The organism is Arthrobacter sp. 05L428, from assembly GCF_056397665.1.
The window spans coordinates 140,507-162,213 of sequence record NZ_JBFTNW010000001.1 but is presented as its reverse complement, the minus strand read 5'-3'; the positions used below and the strand labels follow the sequence as shown (position 1 = coordinate 162,213).

Here is a 21,707-nt window from a genome sequence, read left to right as displayed (position 1 = left end):
GTTCCTTACAAAACTTTGAAGTAGTCGAACGGTTCCTTGCAGTCCTGGCAGACGTACAGCGCCTTGCAGGACGTGGAACCGAAGCGGGTGAGTTCCTTGGTGTTCAGCGATGAACACTGCGGGCATTTGACGGCGAGGGACAGGCGGATCGGCCCGGCGTGCCGGACGGCGTTGGAGTGGCCGGAAGGCGGGGCGATCCCGTACTGCTCCAGCTTGGCCTTGCCGGACTCGCTCATCCAGTCCGTGGTCCATGCCGGGGAGAGAACCAGCTCAACGTTGACGCTGGGATAGCCCTCCCGGTTGAAGGCGGTCACGAGGTCGTCGCGAATGGCGTCCATGGCAGGGCAGCCCGAGTAGGTGGGCGTGATGGTGACTTGCACGGCCGGGACCATGCCGCCGTCGTCTGCGTTTGGTTCCTTCGTCACCCGGACGTTGCGAAGGATCCCGAGGTCCTCGATGGTGAGGACGGGGATTTCCGGGTCGCAGACCGTGGCGGCGACGTCCCAGGCTTTCTGATCCGCAGTCTTCTGGTCTGCGGTCTTCTGCTGCCCGGGTGCCATGGAATCGGCCGTGGGGTGGCTGACGTACATGTCCGGCATGGTTACCAGCTCGCTCCGGGGAATTCGCGTGCCAGGACCTGCATTTCGGAGAGGAGGTAGCCCAGGTGTTCCGAGTGGAGTCCGCGGCGGCCGCCGCCCGGTGCGGGCTGGACCTGCGGGACTTCCAGTTCCGCTTCCGCGAGCACCGCGCCGGTGAGGCGGTCGAAGTCGGCGCGCAGGCTGGAGGGCTCGACGGCGGCACCGGACTCGCTGAGGCGGTGGGTAAGCTCATCGTCGCGGAACAGCTCGTCGACGTAGGGCCAGATGACCTTGAAGCCGTGGATCATCCGCTGGCGGGACTCGTCCGTGCCGAGGGCCAGGCGCAGCACCCACTGGGCGCTGTGGTCGCGGTGGTAGTCCACTTCCTTGACGGCCTTCGCCGCAATGCCGGCCAGGGTGGCGTCGGTGGAGTCCACCAGCCGGCGGTACAGCTCGAACTGGTAATAGCTCACGACGAACTGCCGGGCGATCGTGACCGCGAAGTCGCCGTTCGGGATTTCGAAAATCTCGACAGACCGGAACTCAGGCTCGCGGCGGAAGTACGCAAGATCGTCCTCGCTGCGGCCGTCAAATCCGCCGGCGTAGCTGAGGAAGGAGCGGGCATGGCCCAGCTGGTCCAGGGCGATGTTGCCCAGGGCGATGTCCTCTTCGAGCTCCGGCGCACGGGAGATCCAGTGGCCCAGGCGCTGGGCCAGGACCAGGGCGTCGTCGCCCAGGCGGAGGGCGAATTCGGCGGCGTCTTCGCTGGGCTTGGCGGTGCCGCGGCTGACGGCCAGGGCAATGTCCTCCGGGCGGAGGGCATTTCCGGGGGTGATCCGGGTGGCGCTGGCCATGCCGTCGCCGCCGGCTCCTGCCCCGGTGACGCCGACGGAGATGTCCCCGTGGCCCGCGTCGTGGGCGTTTGCTTCAGTCGTTGCTTCGGGGGTGCTCACAGGTGCTTCACGCCTTCGCTCTTGGTGTAGTACGTCGCGTGCCGGTAATCCTTGCCCTGCGGCGACTCGAAGAAGGAGCCCTTTGAATCCGGGTCGCTTGAGGCGATGGCGTCGGCGGGGACCACCCAGATGGACACGCCCTCATTGCGGCGGGTGTAAAGGTCCCGCGCGTTGCGCAGGGCCATCGCGGCGTCCGGGGCATGCAGGGATCCGGCGTGGACATGGGAGAGGCCGCGGCTGGAGCGGACGAAGACTTCCCAGATGGGCCAGACGTTGCCTGCGTGGGGTTCGGGGGTTGTCATGCTGCGGATTCCTTCTCTGCGTGCTTTTTGGCCTGCTTTTCCGCGTAGGCGGCGGCGGCTTCGCGTACCCAGGCACCGTTCTCGTGGGCTTCGCGGCGTCGTTCCAGGCGCTGGGCGTTGCACGGTCCGCGGCCGGCCAGGACTTCGTGGAACTCATCCCAGTCAAGCGGGCCATGCTCCCATTTCTTGGTTTCTTCGTTGAAACGGATGTCCTTGTCCGGGAGGGTGAGTCCCAGGACCTTGACCTGCTCCATCATCATGCCGACGAAACGGTTGCGGAGCTCGTCGTTGCTGAAGCGCTTGATGTTCCAGGCCATGGACTGCTTGGAGTTGGGGGAATCGTCATCCGGCGGGCCGAACATCATCAGGGCCGGGGCGTACCAGCGGTTCACGGCGTCCTGGGCCATCTGCTTCTGCTCGGGGGTGCCGTTCGAGAGTTCGAGCAGGATCTCGAAGCCCTGCCGCTGGTGGAAGGACTCCTCCTTGCAGACGCGGACCATCGCGCGGCCATAGGGGCCGAAGGAGGCCCGGCAGAGCGGCACCTGGTTGGCAATCGCAGCGCCGTCAACCATCCATCCGATGGCACCCATATCCGCCCAGGTCCGGGCCGGGTAGTTGAAGATGGAGGAGTACTTGGCCTTGCCGTCCATCAGGTCCTGCATCATCTGGTCGCGCGGCTGGCCAAGGGTCTCGGCGGCGGAATAGAGATAGAGGCCGTGACCGGCCTCGTCCTGGACCTTGGCCATCAGGATGGCCTTGCGCTTGAGGCTCGGGGCACGGGAGATCCAGTTGGCCTCGGGCTGCATGCCGATGATCTCCGAGTGCGCATGCTGCGAGATCTGGCGCAGCAGGGTCTTGCGATAGGCCGGCGGCATCCAGTCACGGGGTTCGATCCGGGAGTCCTCCGCCATGACCTTGTCGAAGTAGGCCTGCCCCTCGGCATCACGGCGGGCCGCGTCCTCCGGGCTCATTTCATGCCGCGTTTCGTGCCGTGCCGGGGATGGCTCGGCGGGCACTGACTGCAGGGTCTGCGATGCCATGGTTGCTCCTATGCATTTCCGATAAATAATTACCGACCGTTCGTTCAGGATATGCGGAAGGCAGGAAGGGAGTCAAGCACCGCGGCGCTGGCCGCGGCAGCCGACACGCGGGGCGCCCGGCGGCCCGGAGGAGACGGACCAGCCATGGCCTCCGGTGATATTGTCCGGTCATGGCAACGCCGGAAGCAGCAGAACCACCAGCAGCACCACCCCCGCCACCGACGGGCCGGCGGCGCCGCCGGATCCTGTTCGCCGCCCTGGGGCTGCTGCTGACCGCCGGCATTGCCGCGGCGGCCTTCCTGATGGCACCGCGGACGGAGAACGCGGCCCCGCCGCAGACCCCGGCCCCGAGCGCCACACCAGCGGCGACCAAGAAGCCCAAGCCCACCCCGCCGCCGGAGCCTCCGCCCACCGCGCTGAACATCCTGCTGGTCGGCAGCGACAGCCGGGTCAACCAGCGGGCCGCGGCCGCTGCGGGCAAGCCGTCGACCCAACTGGCGGACAGCATCGTGTTCCTGCACATCCCTGCCAACCGGAAGCAGGCGTACGGCATCTCTCTGATGCGTGACCTGTGGGTGGACATCCCCGGCCACGGCCAAGCCAAGATCAACTCAAGCCTGCTGCTGGGCGGCCTCCCCCTGGTGACGCGGACCGTCGAGTCCCTGCTGGGCCAGCACGTCAACCACACCGTCATGGTCGATTTCCAGACTTTCGCCGCCCTGACGGACGCAGTCGGCGGCGTCGACGTTAATGTGAAGCTGCCCTTTGAGTCGACCATCGACCCGGGGGTCAGGTTTCCGGCCGGAGTGAACCGGCTCAACGGCGCCCGGGCCCTGGACTTCGTTCGCGAACGCAAAGCGTTCGTCGACGGCGACTACCAGCGCGTTCGCAATCAACAGACCTTCCTCAAGGCCGTGCTGACCAAGGTCGTCAAGCAGGGCGCAACCGACCGCGCCACCGCCCGCAAACTGGCGACCACTGCACTGCCCCGCATCACGGTGACCCCGGGACTGACCTTGGACGCCCTGGCACGCCTGGCGTTCAGCTTCCACACCACCCCGGCCAACGGCGCCGTGTTCTTCACGCTGCCGACGGCGGGGGTCGGAACCAGTGCGGACGGGCAATCCATTGTGCTCGAGGATCCCGCCGCCACCGCAGAGATCGCTGCGGCCCTCCGCGCCAACAAGCTCAGCAACTACGTGGCCGCCCACAAACTGCAAAACGGCAACTGACCGGCGCGGGGGTTGGGTAGATTGGGTCCATGACGCAGACTCCCGTGCAGCCTTCCCCGCAGCCCCCCGTCGCCAAGAAGGTCCCTGCCCCACGCACCCACCACGGCGACGTGTTCGAGGACGACTACGAGTGGCTCCGCGACAAGGAATCCGCCGAGGTCGTGGAACTCCTGAAGGCCGAAAACGCGTACCAGGAAGCCGTGACCGCCCACCAGGAACCGCTGCGCGAGGCCATCTTCCAGGAAATCAAGGGACGCACCCAGGAGACCGACCTCTCCGTGCCGAACCGCAAGGACGGTTGGTGGTACTACACCCGCTCGGTCGAGGGCAAGGAATACGGCATCCAGTGCCGCGTCCGCGCGCAGGACAGCGGCGACCGCGTGGCGGACTGGACTCCCCCCGCCGTCGAGGTCGGCGTCGAAATCCCGGGCGAGGAAGTTCTCCTGGACGGCAACATTGAGGCCGAAGGCAAGCCGTTCTTCGCCGTCGGCGGCTCCGCGGTCACTATCGACGGGAACCTGTATGCCTACGCCGTGGACAACGCCGGCGACGAGCGGTTCACCCTGCGCATCAAGGACCTCCGCAGCGGCGAACTGCTCCCGGACGTGATCGAGAACGTCTTCTACGGCATCTCCTTCTCCCCCGACGGCAGCCGGATCTTCTACACCGTGGTGGACGCGTCCTGGCGCCCGTACCAGGTGAAGTCCCACGTCCTGGGCACGCCCGTCAGCGAGGACGAGGTGATCTACCAGGAGGACGACGTCGCCATGTGGCTCGGCTTCGAGCTCTCCGCGGACCGCCGGCACCTGGTCCTGGGCATCGGCTGCTCCGAGTTCAGCGAAACCCGCCTGCTGCGCTTCGATGACCCCGATGCCGGGCTGACAACCGTTATTTCCCGCGACGAGCGCATCCTGTACGAGGCCGAACCGTTCCTGCTGACCGGCCCGGACGGCGACAAGTCCGAAACCATCCTGCTGACCCACAACAAGGACGCCATCAACTCGATGGTCTCGCTCGTGGACCCGGCCGAACTCGCCAAGCCCGCCGCCGAGCAGCACTGGCTTACGGTTGTCGCGCATTCCGACCAGGTGCGCGTCAACGGCGCCGGCGTCACCTCCACCCATCTGGTGCTGTCCATCCGCAAGGACACGATCGAACGGGTGCAGGTCCTTCCGTTGGCGGGCCTCGGCACCCCGGACCAGGGCGCACCCGTGGAGCCGGCCTTTGACGAGGAGCTGTACACCGCCGGGGTGGCCGGCTCCGACTATGAGGCCCCCGTCATCCGGATGGGCTACACCTCCTACTTCACGCCCTCGCGGTTCTACGACTTTGTGCTCCCGACGGCGGAAGCGCCCGCCGGCGAGCTGCTGCTGCGCAAGGAGAGCCCGGTGCTGGGCGGCTACTCGTCCGCCGACTACGTCGCAACCCGGGAATGGGCGGTGGCGTCCGACGGGACCCGCATCCCGCTCTCGGTCCTCCGGCACGCCTCGGTGCGGCAGGATTCGACCGCGGCCGGGCTGGTCTACGGCTACGGCTCCTACGAACTGAGCATGGACCCGGGCTTCGGCATTCCCCGGCTCTCGCTGCTGGACCGCGGCATCGTGTTCGTGATCGCGCACGTCCGCGGCGGCGGCGAGCTGGGCCGGCACTGGTACGACGACGGCAAGAAGCTGCACAAGAAGAACACCTTCACCGACTTCATTGCGGCCACCGACTGGCTCGCCGGATCCGGCTGGGTGGACCCGGCCCGGATTGCGGCGATGGGCGGCTCCGCCGGCGGCCTGCTGATGGGCGCCGTGGCCAACCTAGCGCCGGAAAAGTACGCGGCGATTGTCGCAGCCGTCCCGTTCGTGGATGCCCTGACCACCATCCTTGACCCGGAACTGCCACTCTCCGCCCTGGAGTGGGAGGAATGGGGCAACCCGATCACGGACCCGGACGTGTACGCGTACATGAAGTCCTACACGCCGTACGAGAACGTCCGGGCGGCGGCGTACCCCAAGATCGCGGCCGTCACTTCGTTCAATGACACGCGGGTGCTCTACGTGGAACCGGCCAAGTGGGTGCAGCGGCTGCGCGAGGTGAACACCGGCAGCGAGCCGATCGTGATGAAGATCGAGATGGAGGGCGGCCACGGCGGCGCCTCCGGCCGCTACGTGCAGTGGAAAGAGCGCGCCTGGGACTACGCCTTCGTCGCGGACTCCCTCGGCGCCACGGAACTGCTGCCCGGCGCCGGGCTGAAGTAGGCGTCGCCTCTCCCCCGTCGGTCGCTCCGTAACCGCCGTTTTGAGCCTTCAAAAGGGCCGTTACGGAGCAACCGACGGAATATCCAGCCTCCCGTGTACCCAAATTTGATCATCATGCTTACTATTGACCTGCACTAGGCACGTAGTTGGAGACACTGCTCACTGGGGGCAGCAGGAAACCGTGCCGGAACTGGAGTCATTCGTGAGCACTGAACAAGCTATGAGCGGGCTGTCCGACGAGGAACTGATGGCCGAGGGCGCCACCGCCCTGCCGGACAAGGAAGTTGCCTCGGTCCTGGATCTGAACGCCGACCTCAACCTGGGCATCGAGGCCGCCGCGCCGATCGACCTCGCCGTCGCTGCCAACGCCAACGTCGCGGCCCCGATCGACGCCGCCGCGTCGGCGAACATCCTCTCCGCTGGCTCGGAGGCGCAGGCCCTCTCCGACCAGGGCGTCATCATCGACCAGGGCATCACCGCCGACGCCAACGCCACCTCCGTCCAGGACAGCGGCATCGACCAGGCCGCCGACTCCACCGCACCCACCGCCGCCGGCGATGCCGGTACGGCCGCTCCCACGGCCGACGGCGGCACCACCGCGACGGTCGATGCCGGAGGGGTGCTTCCGGACGGAACTGTGGACGGCGCTGTTGGCGACGCCACGGGCGTCCTTCCGGACGGCACGGCACCCGACCTGGGCGGCGCCGTGGACGGCGCCGTGGGCGGAGCAACCGGAGCACTCAACGGCAACCTGCTGAACGTCGACGTCAACCTCGACGCCAACGCTGGCATCACCGCGCCGATCAACGGTGCGGTGGCGGCCAACGCCAACGTTGCGGCACCGATCGATGCCGCCGTCGCCGCCAACATCGGCTCGATCGACAGCAACGCGTTCGCCGTGTCGCAGCAGGATGCGATCATCACCCAGAACATCGAGGGCGAGGCAACGGCCTCGGCTGACCAGCAGTCGAACATCCAGCAGTAGCAGCTAGATGACTACCTTGCATGGCGGGCCGTCCGCGCAGGACGGCCCGCCGGTCTCTGCCGCCCCGGGCACCCTGCCGCCTCCGGCCCTGGCCGACGGCGTCCAGCTGATCGGCGAGACGAAGGGCTCCGGCTACAAGCAGGCCCCGTCGTTGGTCCGGCGTGCCGACGGCCAGACGATCCAGCTGACTCGCCTGCTCTACTTGGTGCTCGAGGCCATCGACGGCCGCCGCAGCCTGGAGGAGATCGCGCAGCACGCCGGCAGCGCCTACGGCAAGCCAGTCAATGCGGGGAACGTCCAGACACTGATCGACTCCCAACTGCTCCCCCTGGGCCTCCTGCGGCTGGCCGACGGCTCGCAACCCGAAGTCAAGAAGTCCAACCCGCTCCTGGGCATGCGCTTCCGGTACTCCGTGACGGACCCGGAACGCACGCGGAAACTTACCGCCCCCTTCGCCACACTCTTCAACCCGCTGATCGTCGTGGCCGTGACCGCCGCCTTCCTGGCGACCTGCTGGTGGGTGCTGATGGTCAAGGGGCTCGCCTCGGCCACCCATGAGGCCTTTGCCAATCCGGGTCTGGTGCTGCTGATCCTGCTGGTCACGGTACTGTCGGCCGGCTTCCACGAATTCGGGCATGCCGCCGCGGCCCGCCGCGGAGGGGCCACGCCGGGCGCCATGGGCACCGGTCTGTACCTGATGTGGCCGGCGTTCTACACCGACGTCACGGATTCGTACCGGCTGGGCCGCGCCGGCCGGATCCGCACCGACCTGGGCGGCCTGTACTTCAACGCCATCGTGGCTGTGGCCATCATGGGTGTCTGGTGGGCCACCGGTTTCGACGCCCTGCTGCTGGTGGTGGTCACCCAGATCCTGCAAATGGTCCGGCAGCTGATGCCGATGGTCCGGTTCGACGGGTACCACATCCTCGCTGACGCCACCGGAGTCCCGGACCTCTTCCAGCGGATCAAGCCGACCCTGCTGGCGTTAATTCCCTGGCGCAAAACCGATCCCGAGGCCCGGCTCCTCAAGCCCTGGGCCCGGGCCGTGGTCACCGTTTGGGTGCTCGTCACCGTGCCCTTGCTGCTTTTCAGCCTGGTCACCATGGTGCTTACCCTGCCGCGGATCCTCGGCACCGCCTGGGACAACGGTTGGAAGCAGCAGGCCATGCTCTCGCACAGCGCCGCCTCGGGCGATTTTGCCGATGCTGCCGTGCGGGGGCTTGCGATCATCTGCATTGCGCTGCCGGTCCTGGGCATCTTCTATATCCTGCTGCGCCTGGGCCGGCAGTTCGTGACCGGCCTCTGGCAGCGGACCCGCGGCAAGGCACTGCAGCGCGGCGTCGCCATGGCCGCCATCGCAGCTGTCACAGCGGGCCTCGCCTGGGCCTGGTGGCCCGGCGCCGAGACCTACCGCCCGGTCCAGCCCTACGAACGCGGCACCCTCAGCGACATCACCACGGCTGTGTTTCCCGCCGCCTCGACCAAGGCGATAAAGGAGGGCCAGGCCGGCCGTACCGTGGCGCTCTGGCCGGCCGGCGCGAAGAAGCCCACCCGCGAGGACCCACAGCTGAGCATGGTGTTGGTACCCCGGGAAGGGTCTGCCCCAGCCGGCGGATCCGGCACCACGACGGCGGCCCCGTCCTGGGTGTTCCCCTTCGACAAACCGGCCGCACCGGAAGAGGGCGGCAACCAGTCGCTGGCCGTCAACACCACAGACGGTTCGGTCGTGTACGACGTCGCCTTCGCATTGGTGTGGGCCGACGACGGCGAAGACGTCCGCAACACCAACGAGGCGTATGCCTTCGCCAGCTGCAAGGACTGCGCCGCCGTGGCAGTCGGTTTCCAGGTGGTGCTGATCGTGGGCCAGGCGGATGTGGTCGTGCCGGAGAACCTCTCCGCCGCCGCCAACTACAACTGCCTCAGGTGCCTCACCTACGCCCTGGCCAGCCAGTTGGTCCTCACGCTGGACGGGCCGCTGAGCCCGGAGGGAATGTCCAGGCTCACCGCGCTGTGGCAGCAGATCGCGGAGTACGGGCGGAACCTGCAGAACGTTCCGCTCTCGGAGATCCAGGGCAAGCTGAACGGGTTCAAGGAACAGATCATGGAGATCGTCCGGACGGACCCCAGCGCCACCCCGGGCGGGGCCGGCACGCCGACGGCGCCGGCAACGGCTTCGCCGGGCGCCACCCCCGGGTCCACACCCTCGCCGTCGCCTGCCACGACGGACCAGCCCGGCCCGGGTGCAACCGTCCCGCCCGCACCGGACGCCACGCTCGACCCGGAGCCCAGCCAGCCCGTGGACGGCGCCACCGAGCCGGCCCCCGCGCCGGTTCCCGGCGAAGACACCGCCTCGCCCGCCACCACGACGTCGGCTCCGCCGGCCCCGTAGGCCGCCGTCGGGAGTTGTCGGCCGCCGTCGTTGACGCTCCAGCCCAGTTCATGGCTGCCGAACCTGGCCGGGATCAGACGAGCCGCGGGATCTCGGGGGCCGCCGGAGTCCGGAGGCTGCGGGTACGGGAACAACTGGGCGGGAGTGTCGGGAGCTGTCGGCCGGAGCAATCGCCGGGTTGTACGGGCCGGCGTCCCTACCCAGGCTGCCGGGCCTGCCACTCCTCGGCGAGCATCGCGTAGACCACCTCGGTGGCCCACTGGCCCTTGTAGTGCCACTTGTCCACCTGGGTGGATTCCAGCCGCATGCCGAGGCGCTCACACAGGGCCGCGGAGGCGGTGTTCAGGGCATCCAGCTTGGCGTCGATCCGGTGGAAGCCAAGGTCCTCGAAACCCAGCTTCAGCATCGCCTGCGCAGCTTCGGCTGCGTAGCCTTTTCCGCGGGCTTCCGGCGCCAGGCTCCAGCCGACCTCGGCCTGGCCGCAGCCGGGGAGCCACTTGAGCACCACCTCGCCCAGCAGTCCCGGCGAGTCGGCAGCCTCGATTGCCAGCGCCACCCAGTCGCCCTCCTTTTCGAAGACGAAGTTGGCGTACTTACCCACGTACTCCATCGACTGCGTGTAGCTCTTGGCCTCCCGCGGGAGGAAGCGGGCGGTTTCCGGCAGCGAGTGGTAGGCGTGGAAGGCGTCCAGGTCCCCGGCCTCGAAGCGGCGCAGCACCAACCGCCGAGTGCGGAGGGGCAGCCGGAAGGAAAGGTTCAGTTCGGTCATGCCCCCAGCCTAGGACCCGTTCCCCGCCGGTTGCTCCCCGCCGGCCCCCTCCCCTCGCAAGCTCGGTCAGGGAACCCTGCCGGCGCGGGCCCAGCAGTGCCGTTTTGAGCCGCCAGAAGGGCGGTTACTGAGCAACCGATGAGCGGGCGACGACGGCGGCGGTCGCCTCCGCGATCGCGCGTTCCTCGTCGGTGGGCACCACCAGCACCGGCAGGGCCGACTCGGGCGTGGAAATCACCCGGGGTTCCTTGGACCGCTCTCGGTTCAGCCCGGCGTCGAGCTCCACGCCGAGAGCCCCCAGCCGTTCCGCAACCAGGCTCCGGAACTGGTGCGAGTTTTCGCCGATCCCGGCGGTGAAGACCAGGGCCTTCGCGCCGCCGACGGCCACGTGGTAGCCGCCGATGTACTTGGCCAGCCGGTAGGAGGCCACCGCGAGGGCCATGGCGGACTTGGCGTCGCCGGCTTCGGCCGCCTCGACGACGGAGCGCATGTCGTTGTTTCCCGCGAGGCCCTTGAGCCCGGACTGGCGGTTCAGCATGGAATCGAGGTCCTCGGCGGACCAGCCGGCCCGGCCCAGGAACACCAGGATTGACGGGTCCAGGTCGCCGGAGCGGGTGCCCATCACAAGGCCCTCCAGCGGGGTGAAGCCCATCGAGGTGTCGATGGACTTGCCGCCGCGGATGGCAGTGACCGAGGCGCCGTTGCCGAGGTGCGCGATGACGGCGTCGAATTCGTCCACCGGCAGGTCCAGCAGCGCCGCGGCCCGGTGCGCCACATACTCGTGCGAGGTGCCGTGGAAGCCGTAGCGCCGGATGCCGTGGTTGGTGTAAAGCTCCTCCGGCACGGCGTAGCGCCAGGCGTGTTCGGGCAGGGTGCGGTGGAAGGCGGTATCGAAGACGGCCACCTGCGGCAGCTCCGGCCACTTCTTCGCGATCGCGCGGATGCCGAGGACGTTGGCCGGGTTGTGCAGCGGCGCCAGCGGGTTCAGCCGTTCGATGGCGCGGGTGATTTCGTTATTGACCAGCACGGGCTCGGCGAAACGCTCACCGCCGTGCACCACACGGTGGCCTACGGCGTCGAGCGGCCGGTCACCCAGTGCCTCGTGGATCGCCCCGTCCACTTGTTCCAGGGCCTCCGCGTGGTCGCGGGGGCCCTCAATCTCGCCGTCGCCGTCACCGCCGTTGCCCATCCCGATCTTCTCGACCAGCCCCTCGGCAAGGACGCTGCCCGCTTCGACGTCGCGGACCTGGTACTTGAGCGAGGATGAGCCGGAGTTGATGACGAGAACGAGCATGGGGCCTCCTAAGCCTTGGCTTCGACGGGCTGTACGGTTGCGTGTCCGGTGGCCGGCGCGGCGGCCTGTCCCGTGGCCGGTTGGGCCGACTGGGCCTGGATCGCGGTGATGGCGACGGTGTTCAGGATGTCATCCACCGTGCAGCCGCGGGACAGGTCGTTGACCGGTTTGCGGAGCCCCTGCAGCACGGGCCCGACGGCGACCGCACCGGAGGACTGCTGGACCGCCTTGTAGGTGTTGTTGCCGGTGTTCAGGTCCGGGAAGATGAAGACCGTCGCCTGGCCAGCCACGGACGAGCCGGGCATCTTGGACTCGGCGATGGCGGCGTCGACGGCGGCGTCGTACTGGATGGGGCCCTCCACCGCGAGGTCCGGGCGCCGCTGGCGCACGAGTTCGGTGGCCTGGCGGACGGCGTCGACCGCTTCGCCTGCCCCGGAACCGCCGGTGGAGTAGGAGAGCATGGCAACGCGCGGTTCGACGCCGAACTGGGCCGCGGTTTCGGCCGAGGCCAGGGCGATGTCCGCGAGCTGCTCCACATTGGGCTCGGGGTTGACCGCGCAGTCACCGTAGACCAGCACCCGGTCCGGCATCAGCATCAGGAACACGGAGGAGACGATCTTGACGCCCTCGCGGGTCTTCACGAACTCCAGCGCCGGGCGGATCGTGTGTGCCGTCGTGTGCGCGGCGCCGGAGACCATGCCGTCCACCACGCCGAGCTGGACCATCATGGTGCCGAAATAGCTTTCGTCCTGCATCACCTCGAGTGCCTTCGCCAGGTCCACGCCCTTGTGCGCGCGCAGCTCCGCGTATTTCTGCGCGAAACCCTGGCGCAGCTCGGAGGTGGCCGGGTCCACGATGTTGATTCCGGCGAGGTCGATCCCCTGGGTGGCGGCAAGTTCGCGCACGTCCGCCTCCCGGCCCAGCACGGTGAGCTCGCAGACGTCCCGGCGGTGCAGGATCTCCGCGGCCCGGAGGATCCGGACGTCCGTGCCCTCCGGCAGGACGATGTGGCGGCGCTGCGAACGGGCCCGTTCGATCAGGTCATGCAGGAAGCGCAGCGGCGTCATCCGCTCCGGCCGTGGCAGATGCAGCCGCTCCAACAGTTCCGCCTCGTCCACGCGTTTGGCCCACAGGCCCAGCGCTGACGCCACCTTGCGGCGGTGGCCGGACCAGATTTCGCTGCGCACCTCGGAGACGCGTTTGGCGGTCACGTAGGTGTCGTCCGGGGCGGCGAAGATCGGGAACGGGGCCTGCGCCAGGAGCGAGTAGATGGTGGGGTCCGGGGCCAGTCCGCCGGTCAGGATCAGCGCCGACGGCACCGGGAATTCCGGCGAGAAGGAGGAGGCCAGGCAGGCCACCAGCACGTCCGCCCGGTCGCCCGGAACGATCACCAGCGCGCCGTCGTCGAGCACGTGCAGGAAGTTGGCCACGTTCATGGCCGCGACCTTGACCGAGTGCACATCGCGTTCCAGGTCCGGCAAGCCGGCCACCTGGCCGATGCCCAGCGCGGCGGCCACCTCGCCGGTGGTGGGCCGCGCGATGTCCTCCAGTTCGGGGAAGACGTACACCGGCCGGCCGGAGGCGCCCGGGCGCACCGCCGCGGCGATTGCCTCCAAGTCCTCGGGATTGGCACGGTTGACCATGATGGCCAGCAGGGTGCACCGCTCGGCCAGGAGTTCCTTGCGGGCCACCTCGACGGCGTCCGCGGTTTCGGCCACCGTGCGGCCCTTCGCCCCTACGACGGCGACCATCGGCGCCGCGAGGTTGTTGGCGAGCCGGGCGTTGAGGTCGAATTCGACGGCGGCGTCCTGGCCGGTCAGGTCCGTGCCCTCGATGATCACCACGTCGCAGTGCCGGGACATCTCCGCGAAGATCTCCACGCAGCGCGAGTCGATCTCCTCGCGGTTTCCCTCCGCGAGCAGGCCCCGGACCTCGGCGAAGGTCAGACCGCTGCGGCAGCGGTCGTCGTCGAGGTCGAAGCGGGACTTCATCAGCGCAACCATCGGGTCCGCGTCGGCGCGGCCGTGGACCACGGGCTTGAAGAAGCCGATGCGGTCCGCGTGCCGGTGCAGGGTGTCTGCCAGGCCCAGGGCAATGAGCGACTTCCCGGATCCCGGCGTCGTCGCGCTGACATATATTCCTTTGGCCATGTGTCCCAGCATACTTACACCCCTTGACAGCAGGCACCCGGATGGGATTACCTAATGAACATTCGGTAAATAAAGCTGGAGGCAATGACGCATGGCTGAACTGACGATTTCCGGTGACACCCACCCCATCCTGAAAGACGACTACGCCTCCGAATGGATGGGCATTGAAGTCCTGGCGCTCGACGACGGCCACGCCACCATCCGGATGCCGCTCCGCCAGGAGATGCTCAACGGTTTCGGCATGGCCCACGGCGGCATGATCTTCGCCTTCGGCGACACCGCCTTTGCCCTCGCCTGCAACCCGGTGAAGCCGGGCGTGGCCGAGGAAGGCACCATCACCGTGGCGTCCGGCGTCGACATCAACTTCATCAAGCCGGCCTTCCGCGGGCAGATCCTGACCGCCGTCGCCAACCACCGCGCCAGCACCGGCCGCAGCGGGCTGTACGACATCCAGATCTACGCTGCCGACCCCGCTGCCATCCCCGGCCCGGCAGGCTCCCCCGCCGGCTCCACACCGGCCACCACACTCCCGGGCGGGCTACCCTCCGACATCGCACCGGGCGAACTCATCGCCGAGTTCCGCGGCCGCAGCCGCACCATCTCCAAGAAATAGAAACAGGGACACAGATGACCACCCCCACCGCCGAATCTGCCCTCGCCCCCAGTGACGCCGTCCTGGACCGCGAAGAAACCATCTCCCGCGACGAGCTCGAGGCCTTGCAGCTCAGCCGCCTGCAGCACACCGTGGCGTACGCCTACGACCGAGTCCCGCTGTACAAGCGGAAGTTTGATGAGGCCGGTGTGCACCCCACCGACCTGCGCGAACTCTCGGACCTGGGGAAGTTCCCTTTCACCACCAAGGAAGACCTCCGGCTCGAGTACCCCTTCGGTATGTTCGCCGTGCCGCAGCACGAGGTGGCCCGGATCCACGCCAGCTCCGGCACCACCGGCCGCGCCACCGTGGTGGGCTACACCAAGAAGGACCTCGCCGACTGGGCCAAGCTGGTCGCCCGCTCGCTGCGCGCCTCCGGCGTCCGGCCCGGCATGAAGGTCCACAACGCCTACGGCTACGGCCTGTTCACCGGCGGCATGGGCGCCCACGCCGGCGCCGAAGCGCTGGGCTGCACCGTCATTCCGATCTCCGGCGGCCAGACCGAGCGCCAGATCACGTTGATCCAGGACTTCAAGCCGGACGCCATCCTGGCCACCCCGACGTACCTGCTGACCATCGCGGACGCCATGATGAAGCAGGGCATCGACCCCGCCTCCACCTCGCTCAAGTACGCCGTGCTCGGGGCCGAGCCGTGGACCGAAGAAATGCGGCACGAGCTTGAAGTCACCATGAACATCAAGGCCTGCGACATTTACGGCCTCTCTGAGGTCATGGGCCCCGGCGTCGCCGGCGAGGCCGTGGAGACCCAGGACGGCAGCCACATCTGGGAGGACCACTTCCGGCCCGAGATCATCGACGCCTTCGACCCGTCCGTGGTCCTGGGCGACGGCGAGCCCGGCGAACTGGTTTTCACCTCGCTCACCAAGGAAGCCCTGCCGATCATCCGGTACCGCACCAAGGACCTCACGCGGCTGCTGCCCGGCACCGCCCGTCCGGCGCACCGCCGGATGGGACGCATCACTGGCCGCAGCGACGACATGATCATCCTGCGCGGCGTGAACCTGTTCCCCTCGCAGATCGAGGAAATCGCGCTGCGCATCCCCGAACTCAGCCCGCACTTTCAACTGGAGCTCACCCGTCCGGAGGGGCAGCGGATGGACCAGCTGACCGTCAAGATCGAACGCCGCGAGTCGGTCACGGTCGAGGGCAGCGCGACGGCGGCGAAGGTGCTGCAGCAGCAGATCAAGATCCACGTCGGCTCCTCCTGCACCGTCGACGTCGTCGAGCCCGGTTCACTGGAGCGCTCCAACGGCAAGCTGCGCCGGATCTACGACATGCGCCCCAAGGCCTGACCCGCCCCGTTTGTCCAGCCACCGGCCGGCCCGGCAGGAGTGTCCTTCGAGGCCACGCTGCCGGGCCGACCGACCGTTCATGAGAAACTAGCGAGTATGCCCAGCACAGCAACCACCACCAAGCGCGGCCGTCCCGGCTATGACCAGCAGTCGGTGCTGCTGATCGCCGTCGATGTCTTCAACCGCCACGGCTATGACGCCACCTCGATGGGCATCCTCGCCGAGAACCTGGGCATCTCCAAGTCCGCGATCTACCACCACGTGCCGTCCAAGGGCGATCTGCTCAAACTCGCCCTCGACCATGCCCTCGGCGGCCTCGAAGCCATCCTGGACCGGCCTGAGGCGCGGACCGGCTCGGCCGACGCCCGGCTGGAATTCGTGGTCCGCGAGACCATCTCCGTCCTGGTGGAACGGCTGCCGTTCGTCACCCTGCTGCTGCGGCTGCGCGGCAACACCGAGATCGAGCGGGACGCCCTGGAACGCCGGCGCACGTTCGACCACAAGGTGGCCGCCCTGATCTCGGCCGCCGGCGACGAGGGCTCGCTGCGCCAGGACATCGACCCCCGCACCGTCACCCGCCTGCTGTTCGGCACCATCAACTCGATCGTTGAGTGGTACAAGCCCGGCGGGTCCCTCTCCCCCGAGAAGCTGGCCGACGACGTCGTCGCCATGGCGTTCCACGGCCTCCACGTCCCCAGCAAAGCCTGACGCCGCCTCCGGGGGCACCGTTAACGGCCGCGGGCAGGCGGTGTCGCCCTCAAAGCCCGGCGGGTCCGTGTCAACCTGCCCCCGCAAGGCCGGGAAACCCGTTCACGGCCACGAACCAGCCCATGTACAGCAACACGGCGGACAGCGGAAGCACTGCCAGCCCAAGCAGGATCGAGTAGTCCTTGGCGCGGAGCAACGCTGCCAGGTTGACCACCAGCGTGCCGGCCACCACGAGGCCCTGGAAAACGCTGTTCGCGACCACCGCCCGGGGCGACTCGAACATGCCGCCGGCACCCACCAGTAACGTCACGAGGTACCAGGACGGCAGGACCCAGACCGGGAAAGCAGCCATCGCGAGGTCCAGGACCAGAGCCACATTGCCGATGCGGGTGCGTGGCAGCCAGGCAATCTTGCGGCCGCGCGCCTTGGAAGGCACCGTCACGGGGCCGCCCCGCCCGGGGTCGAAGTGAGCCAGCCAAGGAAATACATCAGCGCAGCCGACAGCAGCACGGTAAAGGCCGCGACCAGGAGGGAGCGTTCCTTCGCCCGGAGCAGGGCAGTCCAGAGCGCCGCGACGGAACCCACCAGCATGGCTACCACCACGTCGTCGGCGGCTCCCGCCCTGAACACGGCCTGCCCCAGCACCAGGAGCACCCAGACGGGCGAGAGCACCGTGAGGTAGGCCAGTGTCAGAGCCACCTTGCCGGCCCGGGTGGTGGGGAACCAGACGACGCGACGGATCAGGGTTTCGGATACCGGCCCGGAAGACGACTCAGTCATGTCTGCGCGCCTCGCCTCCGCCATCCGGGAATCTGGTCTCAAGCTACACCCGGGGTGCGTCCCGGGGACAGGACCGACCGGCCCTAGCCGCGGCCCCGGCCCGGGACACAGAACAGCGCCCCGGCAGGCCGGGGCGCTGTTCTGCAATTCCGCTCCGCAATTCCGTTCTGCAGCGGGAGCCCACAGCCGGGAGCCCGGAGCCGCCGCTCAGAGCTGGTAGTCGGCTGCCGTGGTGATGTTCTCGTGCACGCAGAGAATGTTGTGCTCGGAGTCCATGAACCAGGCGCACTTCTCGGAATCCGTTGTGCAAATGTGGTTCTCGGTCTTGAGATCAGGGAGGTTGTAGTCCTGGAACGTGACGCCCCTGGCTTCCATCTCCCTCACGGTGCGTTCGATCTCGCTGACTTCGAAACTCAGGGTGGTGTGCTCCGAATGCTTTCCATCCTTGACTGGCATCAGTTGCAGCATCGGGCCGCCTTCTGAACCAAATAGTTCGCTTCCGTCGTCTGCCACGCCACGGTGCGGGAGCCCCAGGGTGTCCGCATAGAAATGCCGGGCACGCGCTACATCATCGACTGGCAGGACTGTTGTGGCTTTGTTGAGTACTAGGGACATTTCGCCACCTCCTACGAGCACAATTTTACGCCGGGGCAAGGTGGAAAGACCCGCCCCTCCGCGGTTGCTCTATCACCTGTGGGTTGCCATTCGAACGTCGCGGCAGCCATAAGTGATAGAGCAACGGGCGGGGCGAGGGGTTACTTCTCGACGAGGGTCAGGACGTCGTAGGTGGCGACGATTTCATCGTTCTGGTTGGTCAGGACGGCGTCCCAGGCCACTTCGCCGTACTCGTCGGTCTCGCGCGGGGTGATCTTCTTGGCCGTCAGGGTGACGCGGATGGAGTCACCGGCCGCGACGGGCGTGATGAAGCGCAGGTTCTCCAGGCCGTAGTTGGCCAGGACCGGACCCGGCGCGGGCTCCACGAACAAGCCGGCACCCCAGGCGAGGAGCAGGTAGCCGTGCGCCACGATGCCCGGGAAGAACGGGTTGGCTGCCGCCGCTTCCTGGTTCGTGTGGGCGTAGAAGGTGTCGCCGGTGGAGTTCGCGAACTTGGTGATCTCCTCCAGCGAGACCTCGCGCAAATCGGAGCGGATGGCGTCGCCGATGTGCAGCGTGCTCAGGTGCTTCCGGAACGGGTGCTGGCCCTCGGTCTCGAGGGTGTAGTTGCGGTCCGCACCGGTGTGCCAGACGCCCGTGACGGCCGTGAGCATGTTGGGCGAGCCCTGGATGGCGGTGCGCTGCATGTGGTGCATGACCGAGCGGATGCCGCCCAGTTCCTCGCCGCCGCCGGCACGGCCCGGGCCGCCGTGGACCAGGTGCGGGACCGGGGAGCCGTGGCCGGTGGAGCTGCGGGCGTCCTCCCGGTTGAGCATGAGGACGCGGCCGTGGTGGGCCGCAATGCCGGTGACGAGTTCGCGGGCCACCGCCGGATCGTTGGTGCAGACCGAGGCGACCAGCGAGCCGCCACCGCGGGCGGCGAGGCGGACGGCGTCGGCGAGGTCCGTGTAGCCGATCACGGAGGAGACCGGGCCGAAGGCCTCGAGCGAGTGGACCTGCTCGGCTTCGGGGTCGGCCCAGCTCAGCAGCACCGGGGACATGAAGGCTCCGCCGTCGACGACGCCGACGCTCCCGTCCGCGCTGGTGACCTTCGGCGAGTCGAGGGTGCCATAGGCGAGCTCGCCCCCGGCGTCGAGCATCGACTGGACGGCGGCCCGCACGTCGGCGAGCTGCTCACGGGAGGCGAGGGCGCCCATCGTGACGCCCTCGGCGCGCGGGTCTCCCAGCACGACGCGTTCGGTGATCCGCTCCCCCACGGCGGCGACGACGTCTGACACCAGGTTCTGCGGCACGATCGCGCGGCGGATCGAGGTGCATTTCTGGCCGGCCTTGGCGGTCATCTCGGTGACGAGGGACTTGATGAAAGCGTCGAATTCCGGGGTCCCCTTGACCGCGTCCGGGCCCAGGATGGCGGCGTTGAGGGAGTCGGTTTCGGAGGTGAAGCGGACGCCACCCTTGACCACGTTGGGGTGGGACTTGAGCGTGTTGGCGGTGGAGGCCGAACCGGTGAAGGCGACAAGGTCGCGGTAGTCGAGGTGGTCCAACAGGGTGCGGACCGAGCCGGAGACCAGCTGCAGCGAGCCCTTGGGCAGGATGCCGGATTCATCGATCGCCTTCACCACGGCCGCGGCGACGTAGCCGGTGGGGGTGGCTGGCTTGACGATGGTGGGGACGCCGGCGATGAAGGCGGGGGCGAGCTTCTCGAGCATGCCCCAGACCGGGAAGTTGAAGGCGTTGATCTGCACGGCGACACCGGGGATCCGGGTGTAGATGTGTTCGCCGGCGAAGGAACCGTCCTTGGACAGCACCTCCATGGGCCCGTCCACCACCACCTGGGCGTTGGGCAGCTCGCGCCGGCCCTTGGAGCCGAAGGTGAAGAGCACGCCGATGCCGCCGTCGATATCGATCATCGAGTCGATCTTGGTGGCGCCGGTCTGCGCGGAGAGCGCGTAGAACTCGTCGCGGCGGCCGTTGAGGTACTGCGCCAGTTCCTTGAGCTTGAGGGCGCGCTGGTGGAAGGTCAGCTTCCCCAGTTCCGCTTGGCCGGTGGTGCGGCCATAGTCGACGACGGCGGCGAGGTCGAGGCCCTCGGTGCTCACCTTTGCCAGGAGTTCGCCGGTGCTGGCGTCCAGGACGGAGGCGGCTCCGGCGGCAGAGGCTGCGTCGGGGGTCCACCACGAGTTGCGGATGAAGCTGGGGACGATCTCGACGGTCCCCACTGAGGGTTCCGGAGCTGTTGCAGTGGTGGTCATCGTTGACGGGTCCTTCCAACGCGGGGCAAGATCAACACGGCCAGCGCATTACTGACCGTCCGTTCGGTAATATGTCTACAGTACATGAAGGAGCCCTGCGGCACACTAGTAGCGGCGGGCCCGACCGGCCCATGACAGGCCAAAGCCCCAGAGGAGACGCAATGACGCCCGACCCCCGCAACATTCAAAGTGGTACCGAGCTGTGGAAAATCACCCTCGGTGAACTTGACGAGAAGATGGGGGTCAAGATCGTTGAGCAGTCCGTGGAGCGCGTCGTGGCAACCATGCCGGTGGAAGGCAACCGCCAGTCCTTCGGCCTGCTGCACGGCGGCGCCTCACTGGCCGTCGGCGAGGCCGTGGGTTCGTGGGCCTCGGTGATCCACGCCAGCACCCTGGGCAAGACCGCCGTGGGCGTGGACGTTTCCGCCACGCACCACAAGTCCGCCCGCGAGGGGCTGGTCACGATAACCGCCACCCCGATCCACCTCGGCAGCACGGTGACCACCCACGAGGTGCTGATCACCAACGAGGCCGGGGAGCGGCTCTGCACGCTGCGGATCACCAACCTGCTGCTGGACCGCAAGGGCTGAGCGGGCCGGGGCAAAAGGTCCGACCGGCTGCATCCAAAGAGGGGCGCCGGCCGGTAGTAACGGTGTAAGCAAATCACCGCCCGGATCCGGGCAACTCAATGAGGAGTTTGAAATGCGTAAAACCGTTTATGCCGCCGGTGCCGTGTCGATGGCGGCCGCCCTCGCGTTTGCCGCCCCGGCCCAGGCCGGCGGGAAGCACGACGGCGGCAGGCACCACGGCGACGATGCCGTCCTGTCCGTCCTGCACGGAGTCCCCGGCCTGACCGTGGACGTATGGGTGAATGGCAAGCTCACCTTGGACGACTTCAAGCCCGGCAAGCTCGCGGGCCCGCTGAAGCTCGAGGGCGGCAATTACAAGATTGCTGTCACGGCCGCCAACGCCAAGAGCGCCGACGACGCGGTGATCGGCCCGGTCGAGGTCAAGCTCAGGGAGGGCCGGAACTACACCGCCGTGGCCCACCTGGATGAGGACGGCGATCCCACCGCCACCCTGTTCAAGAACGACACCTCGCCCAGCCCTCGGGGTGAGGGGAAGCTGACGGTCAGGCACGTGGCCGCGGCGCCCGCCGTCGACGTCCTTGCCGGCAAAACTGCCGTGATCGAGGACCTGACGAACCCGGACCAGGAAGTGCTGACGCTGAAGGCCGGGAAGGTGTCCGCCTCGGTCGCGGCCGCCGGGACCACCAAGCCCCTGATTGGCCCGGCGGACATTCCGGTCGCCGCGGGCAAGAACACGATTGTCTACGCCTGGGGCAGCCTCAAGAAGGGCAACCTCGGCGTCGCGGTCCAGGTAGTCGACTCGGACAAATGGCGGGATCACGGCCGGCACGGCCGCTAAGCGGCCGGTCCTGCCTGCCCG

Annotated in this window: 20 protein-coding genes; 9 read left to right on the top strand and 11 right to left on the bottom strand. The window is 68.0% G+C overall.

Translation table 11 applies throughout. From position 1 onward, the window contains the following. Nucleotides 1-5: 5 nt before the first annotated feature. Genes paaD through paaA form a run of 4 tightly spaced genes read right to left on the bottom strand, consistent with a single transcriptional unit; the run spans nt 6 to nt 2,873 of the window. Nucleotides 6-560 (bottom strand): 1,2-phenylacetyl-CoA epoxidase subunit PaaD, encoded by a 555-nt coding sequence (gene paaD / locus AC1DH3_RS00800; RefSeq protein ID WP_476892289.1) that lies wholly within the window; start codon nt 558-560, stop codon nt 6-8. Between the two features lie 41 nt (nt 561-601). After that, entirely contained in the window at nt 602-1,531 is a 930-nt protein-coding gene (gene paaC / locus AC1DH3_RS00795) for a 1,2-phenylacetyl-CoA epoxidase subunit PaaC (RefSeq protein ID WP_441416879.1), read from the bottom strand. Beyond that, nucleotides 1,528-1,833 (bottom strand): 1,2-phenylacetyl-CoA epoxidase subunit PaaB, encoded by a 306-nt coding sequence (paaB, locus tag AC1DH3_RS00790; RefSeq protein ID WP_028265291.1) that lies wholly within the window; start codon nt 1,831-1,833, stop codon nt 1,528-1,530. The genes paaC and paaB overlap by 4 nt, the downstream gene beginning before the upstream one ends. After that, a complete protein-coding gene (gene paaA, locus AC1DH3_RS00785; RefSeq protein ID WP_476892031.1) occupies nt 1,830-2,873 on the bottom strand; it encodes a 1,2-phenylacetyl-CoA epoxidase subunit PaaA in 1,044 nt (347 codons plus the stop codon). Before paaA ends, paaB begins: the two co-directional genes overlap by 4 nt. Nucleotides 2,874-3,043: 170 nt before the next feature. Between paaA and AC1DH3_RS00780 the strand changes: the two genes are divergently transcribed. The 4 genes from AC1DH3_RS00780 (at nt 3,044) to AC1DH3_RS00765 (ending at nt 9,725) form a co-directional block, all read left to right on the top strand. After that, nucleotides 3,044-4,105 (top strand): LCP family protein, encoded by a 1,062-nt coding sequence (locus tag AC1DH3_RS00780; RefSeq protein ID WP_476908404.1) that lies wholly within the window; start codon nt 3,044-3,046, stop codon nt 4,103-4,105. Nucleotides 4,106-4,134: 29 nt separating this feature from the next. Further along, nucleotides 4,135-6,351, top strand: coding sequence for a S9 family peptidase (locus AC1DH3_RS00775; protein WP_476892029.1), 2,217 nt, complete (start codon nt 4,135-4,137; stop codon nt 6,349-6,351). A gap of 220 nt (nt 6,352-6,571) precedes the next feature. Beyond that, complete coding sequence (locus tag AC1DH3_RS00770) at nt 6,572-7,336, top strand: peptidoglycan-binding protein (protein ID WP_441417832.1); 765 nt, start codon at nt 6,572-6,574, stop codon at nt 7,334-7,336. Nucleotides 7,337-7,343: 7 nt separating this feature from the next. Beyond that, entirely contained in the window at nt 7,344-9,725 is a 2,382-nt protein-coding gene (locus AC1DH3_RS00765) for a hypothetical protein (protein WP_476908403.1), read from the top strand. 196 nt (nt 9,726-9,921) lie between these two features. On the opposite strand, the gene AC1DH3_RS00760 is transcribed toward AC1DH3_RS00765, so the two are convergent. The 3 genes from AC1DH3_RS00760 to pta form a co-directional block, all read right to left on the bottom strand. Next, nucleotides 9,922-10,494 (bottom strand): GNAT family N-acetyltransferase, encoded by a 573-nt coding sequence (locus tag AC1DH3_RS00760; protein WP_476908402.1) that lies wholly within the window; start codon nt 10,492-10,494, stop codon nt 9,922-9,924. Nucleotides 10,495-10,618: 124 nt separating this feature from the next. Next, a complete protein-coding gene (locus tag AC1DH3_RS00755) occupies nt 10,619-11,788 on the bottom strand; it encodes an acetate kinase (protein ID WP_476908401.1) in 1,170 nt (389 codons plus the stop codon). Nucleotides 11,789-11,796: 8 nt separating this feature from the next. Then, nucleotides 11,797-13,938 carry a phosphate acetyltransferase gene (gene pta, locus AC1DH3_RS00750; protein ID WP_476908400.1) on the bottom strand — a complete coding sequence of 714 codons (2,142 nt, stop codon included), beginning with the start codon at nt 13,936-13,938 and terminating at the stop codon, nt 11,797-11,799. A 91-nt stretch (nt 13,939-14,029) separates the two neighbouring features. Here pta and AC1DH3_RS00745 point away from each other — a divergent pair, with 91 nt between their 5' ends. From AC1DH3_RS00745 to AC1DH3_RS00735, 3 genes are all read left to right on the top strand, one after another. After that, nucleotides 14,030-14,551, top strand: coding sequence for a hotdog fold thioesterase (locus AC1DH3_RS00745; RefSeq protein ID WP_441416871.1), 522 nt, complete (start codon nt 14,030-14,032; stop codon nt 14,549-14,551). A 14-nt stretch (nt 14,552-14,565) separates the two neighbouring features. Next, complete coding sequence (gene paaK, locus AC1DH3_RS00740) at nt 14,566-15,903, top strand: phenylacetate--CoA ligase PaaK (RefSeq protein ID WP_441416870.1); 1,338 nt, start codon at nt 14,566-14,568, stop codon at nt 15,901-15,903. Between the two features lie 96 nt (nt 15,904-15,999). Beyond that, nucleotides 16,000-16,611: a TetR/AcrR family transcriptional regulator gene (locus tag AC1DH3_RS00735; RefSeq protein WP_441416869.1), complete on the top strand. Its 612-nt coding sequence runs from the start codon at nt 16,000-16,002 to the stop codon at nt 16,609-16,611. A 70-nt stretch (nt 16,612-16,681) separates the two neighbouring features. Here AC1DH3_RS00735 and AC1DH3_RS00730 read toward each other — a convergent pair whose 3' ends face one another. From AC1DH3_RS00730 to paaZ, 4 genes are all read right to left on the bottom strand, one after another. Next, nucleotides 16,682-17,053 carry a hypothetical protein gene (locus AC1DH3_RS00730; RefSeq protein ID WP_441416868.1) on the bottom strand — a complete coding sequence of 124 codons (372 nt, stop codon included), beginning with the start codon at nt 17,051-17,053 and terminating at the stop codon, nt 16,682-16,684. Next, the gene (locus AC1DH3_RS00725; RefSeq protein WP_441416867.1) at nt 17,050-17,391 is read right to left on the bottom strand and encodes a hypothetical protein; all 342 of its coding nucleotides are present in this window, start codon (nt 17,389-17,391) and stop codon (nt 17,050-17,052) included. Before AC1DH3_RS00725 ends, AC1DH3_RS00730 begins: the two co-directional genes overlap by 4 nt. Nucleotides 17,392-17,598: 207 nt before the next feature. Continuing rightward, complete coding sequence (locus AC1DH3_RS00720; RefSeq protein WP_441416866.1) at nt 17,599-18,006, bottom strand: VOC family protein; 408 nt, start codon at nt 18,004-18,006, stop codon at nt 17,599-17,601. Between the two features lie 140 nt (nt 18,007-18,146). Next, nucleotides 18,147-20,258, bottom strand: a complete 2,112-nt coding sequence (paaZ, locus tag AC1DH3_RS00715; RefSeq protein WP_476908399.1) for a phenylacetic acid degradation bifunctional protein PaaZ — start codon at nt 20,256-20,258, stop codon at nt 18,147-18,149. A gap of 161 nt (nt 20,259-20,419) precedes the next feature. On the opposite strand from paaZ, the gene AC1DH3_RS00710 reads away from it, so the two are divergent. Further along, complete coding sequence (locus tag AC1DH3_RS00710; protein WP_441416864.1) at nt 20,420-20,848, top strand: PaaI family thioesterase; 429 nt, start codon at nt 20,420-20,422, stop codon at nt 20,846-20,848. 112 nt (nt 20,849-20,960) lie between these two features. Then, nucleotides 20,961-21,686: a DUF4397 domain-containing protein gene (locus AC1DH3_RS00705; protein ID WP_441416863.1), complete on the top strand. Its 726-nt coding sequence runs from the start codon at nt 20,961-20,963 to the stop codon at nt 21,684-21,686. Nucleotides 21,687-21,707: the final 21 nt, after the last annotated feature.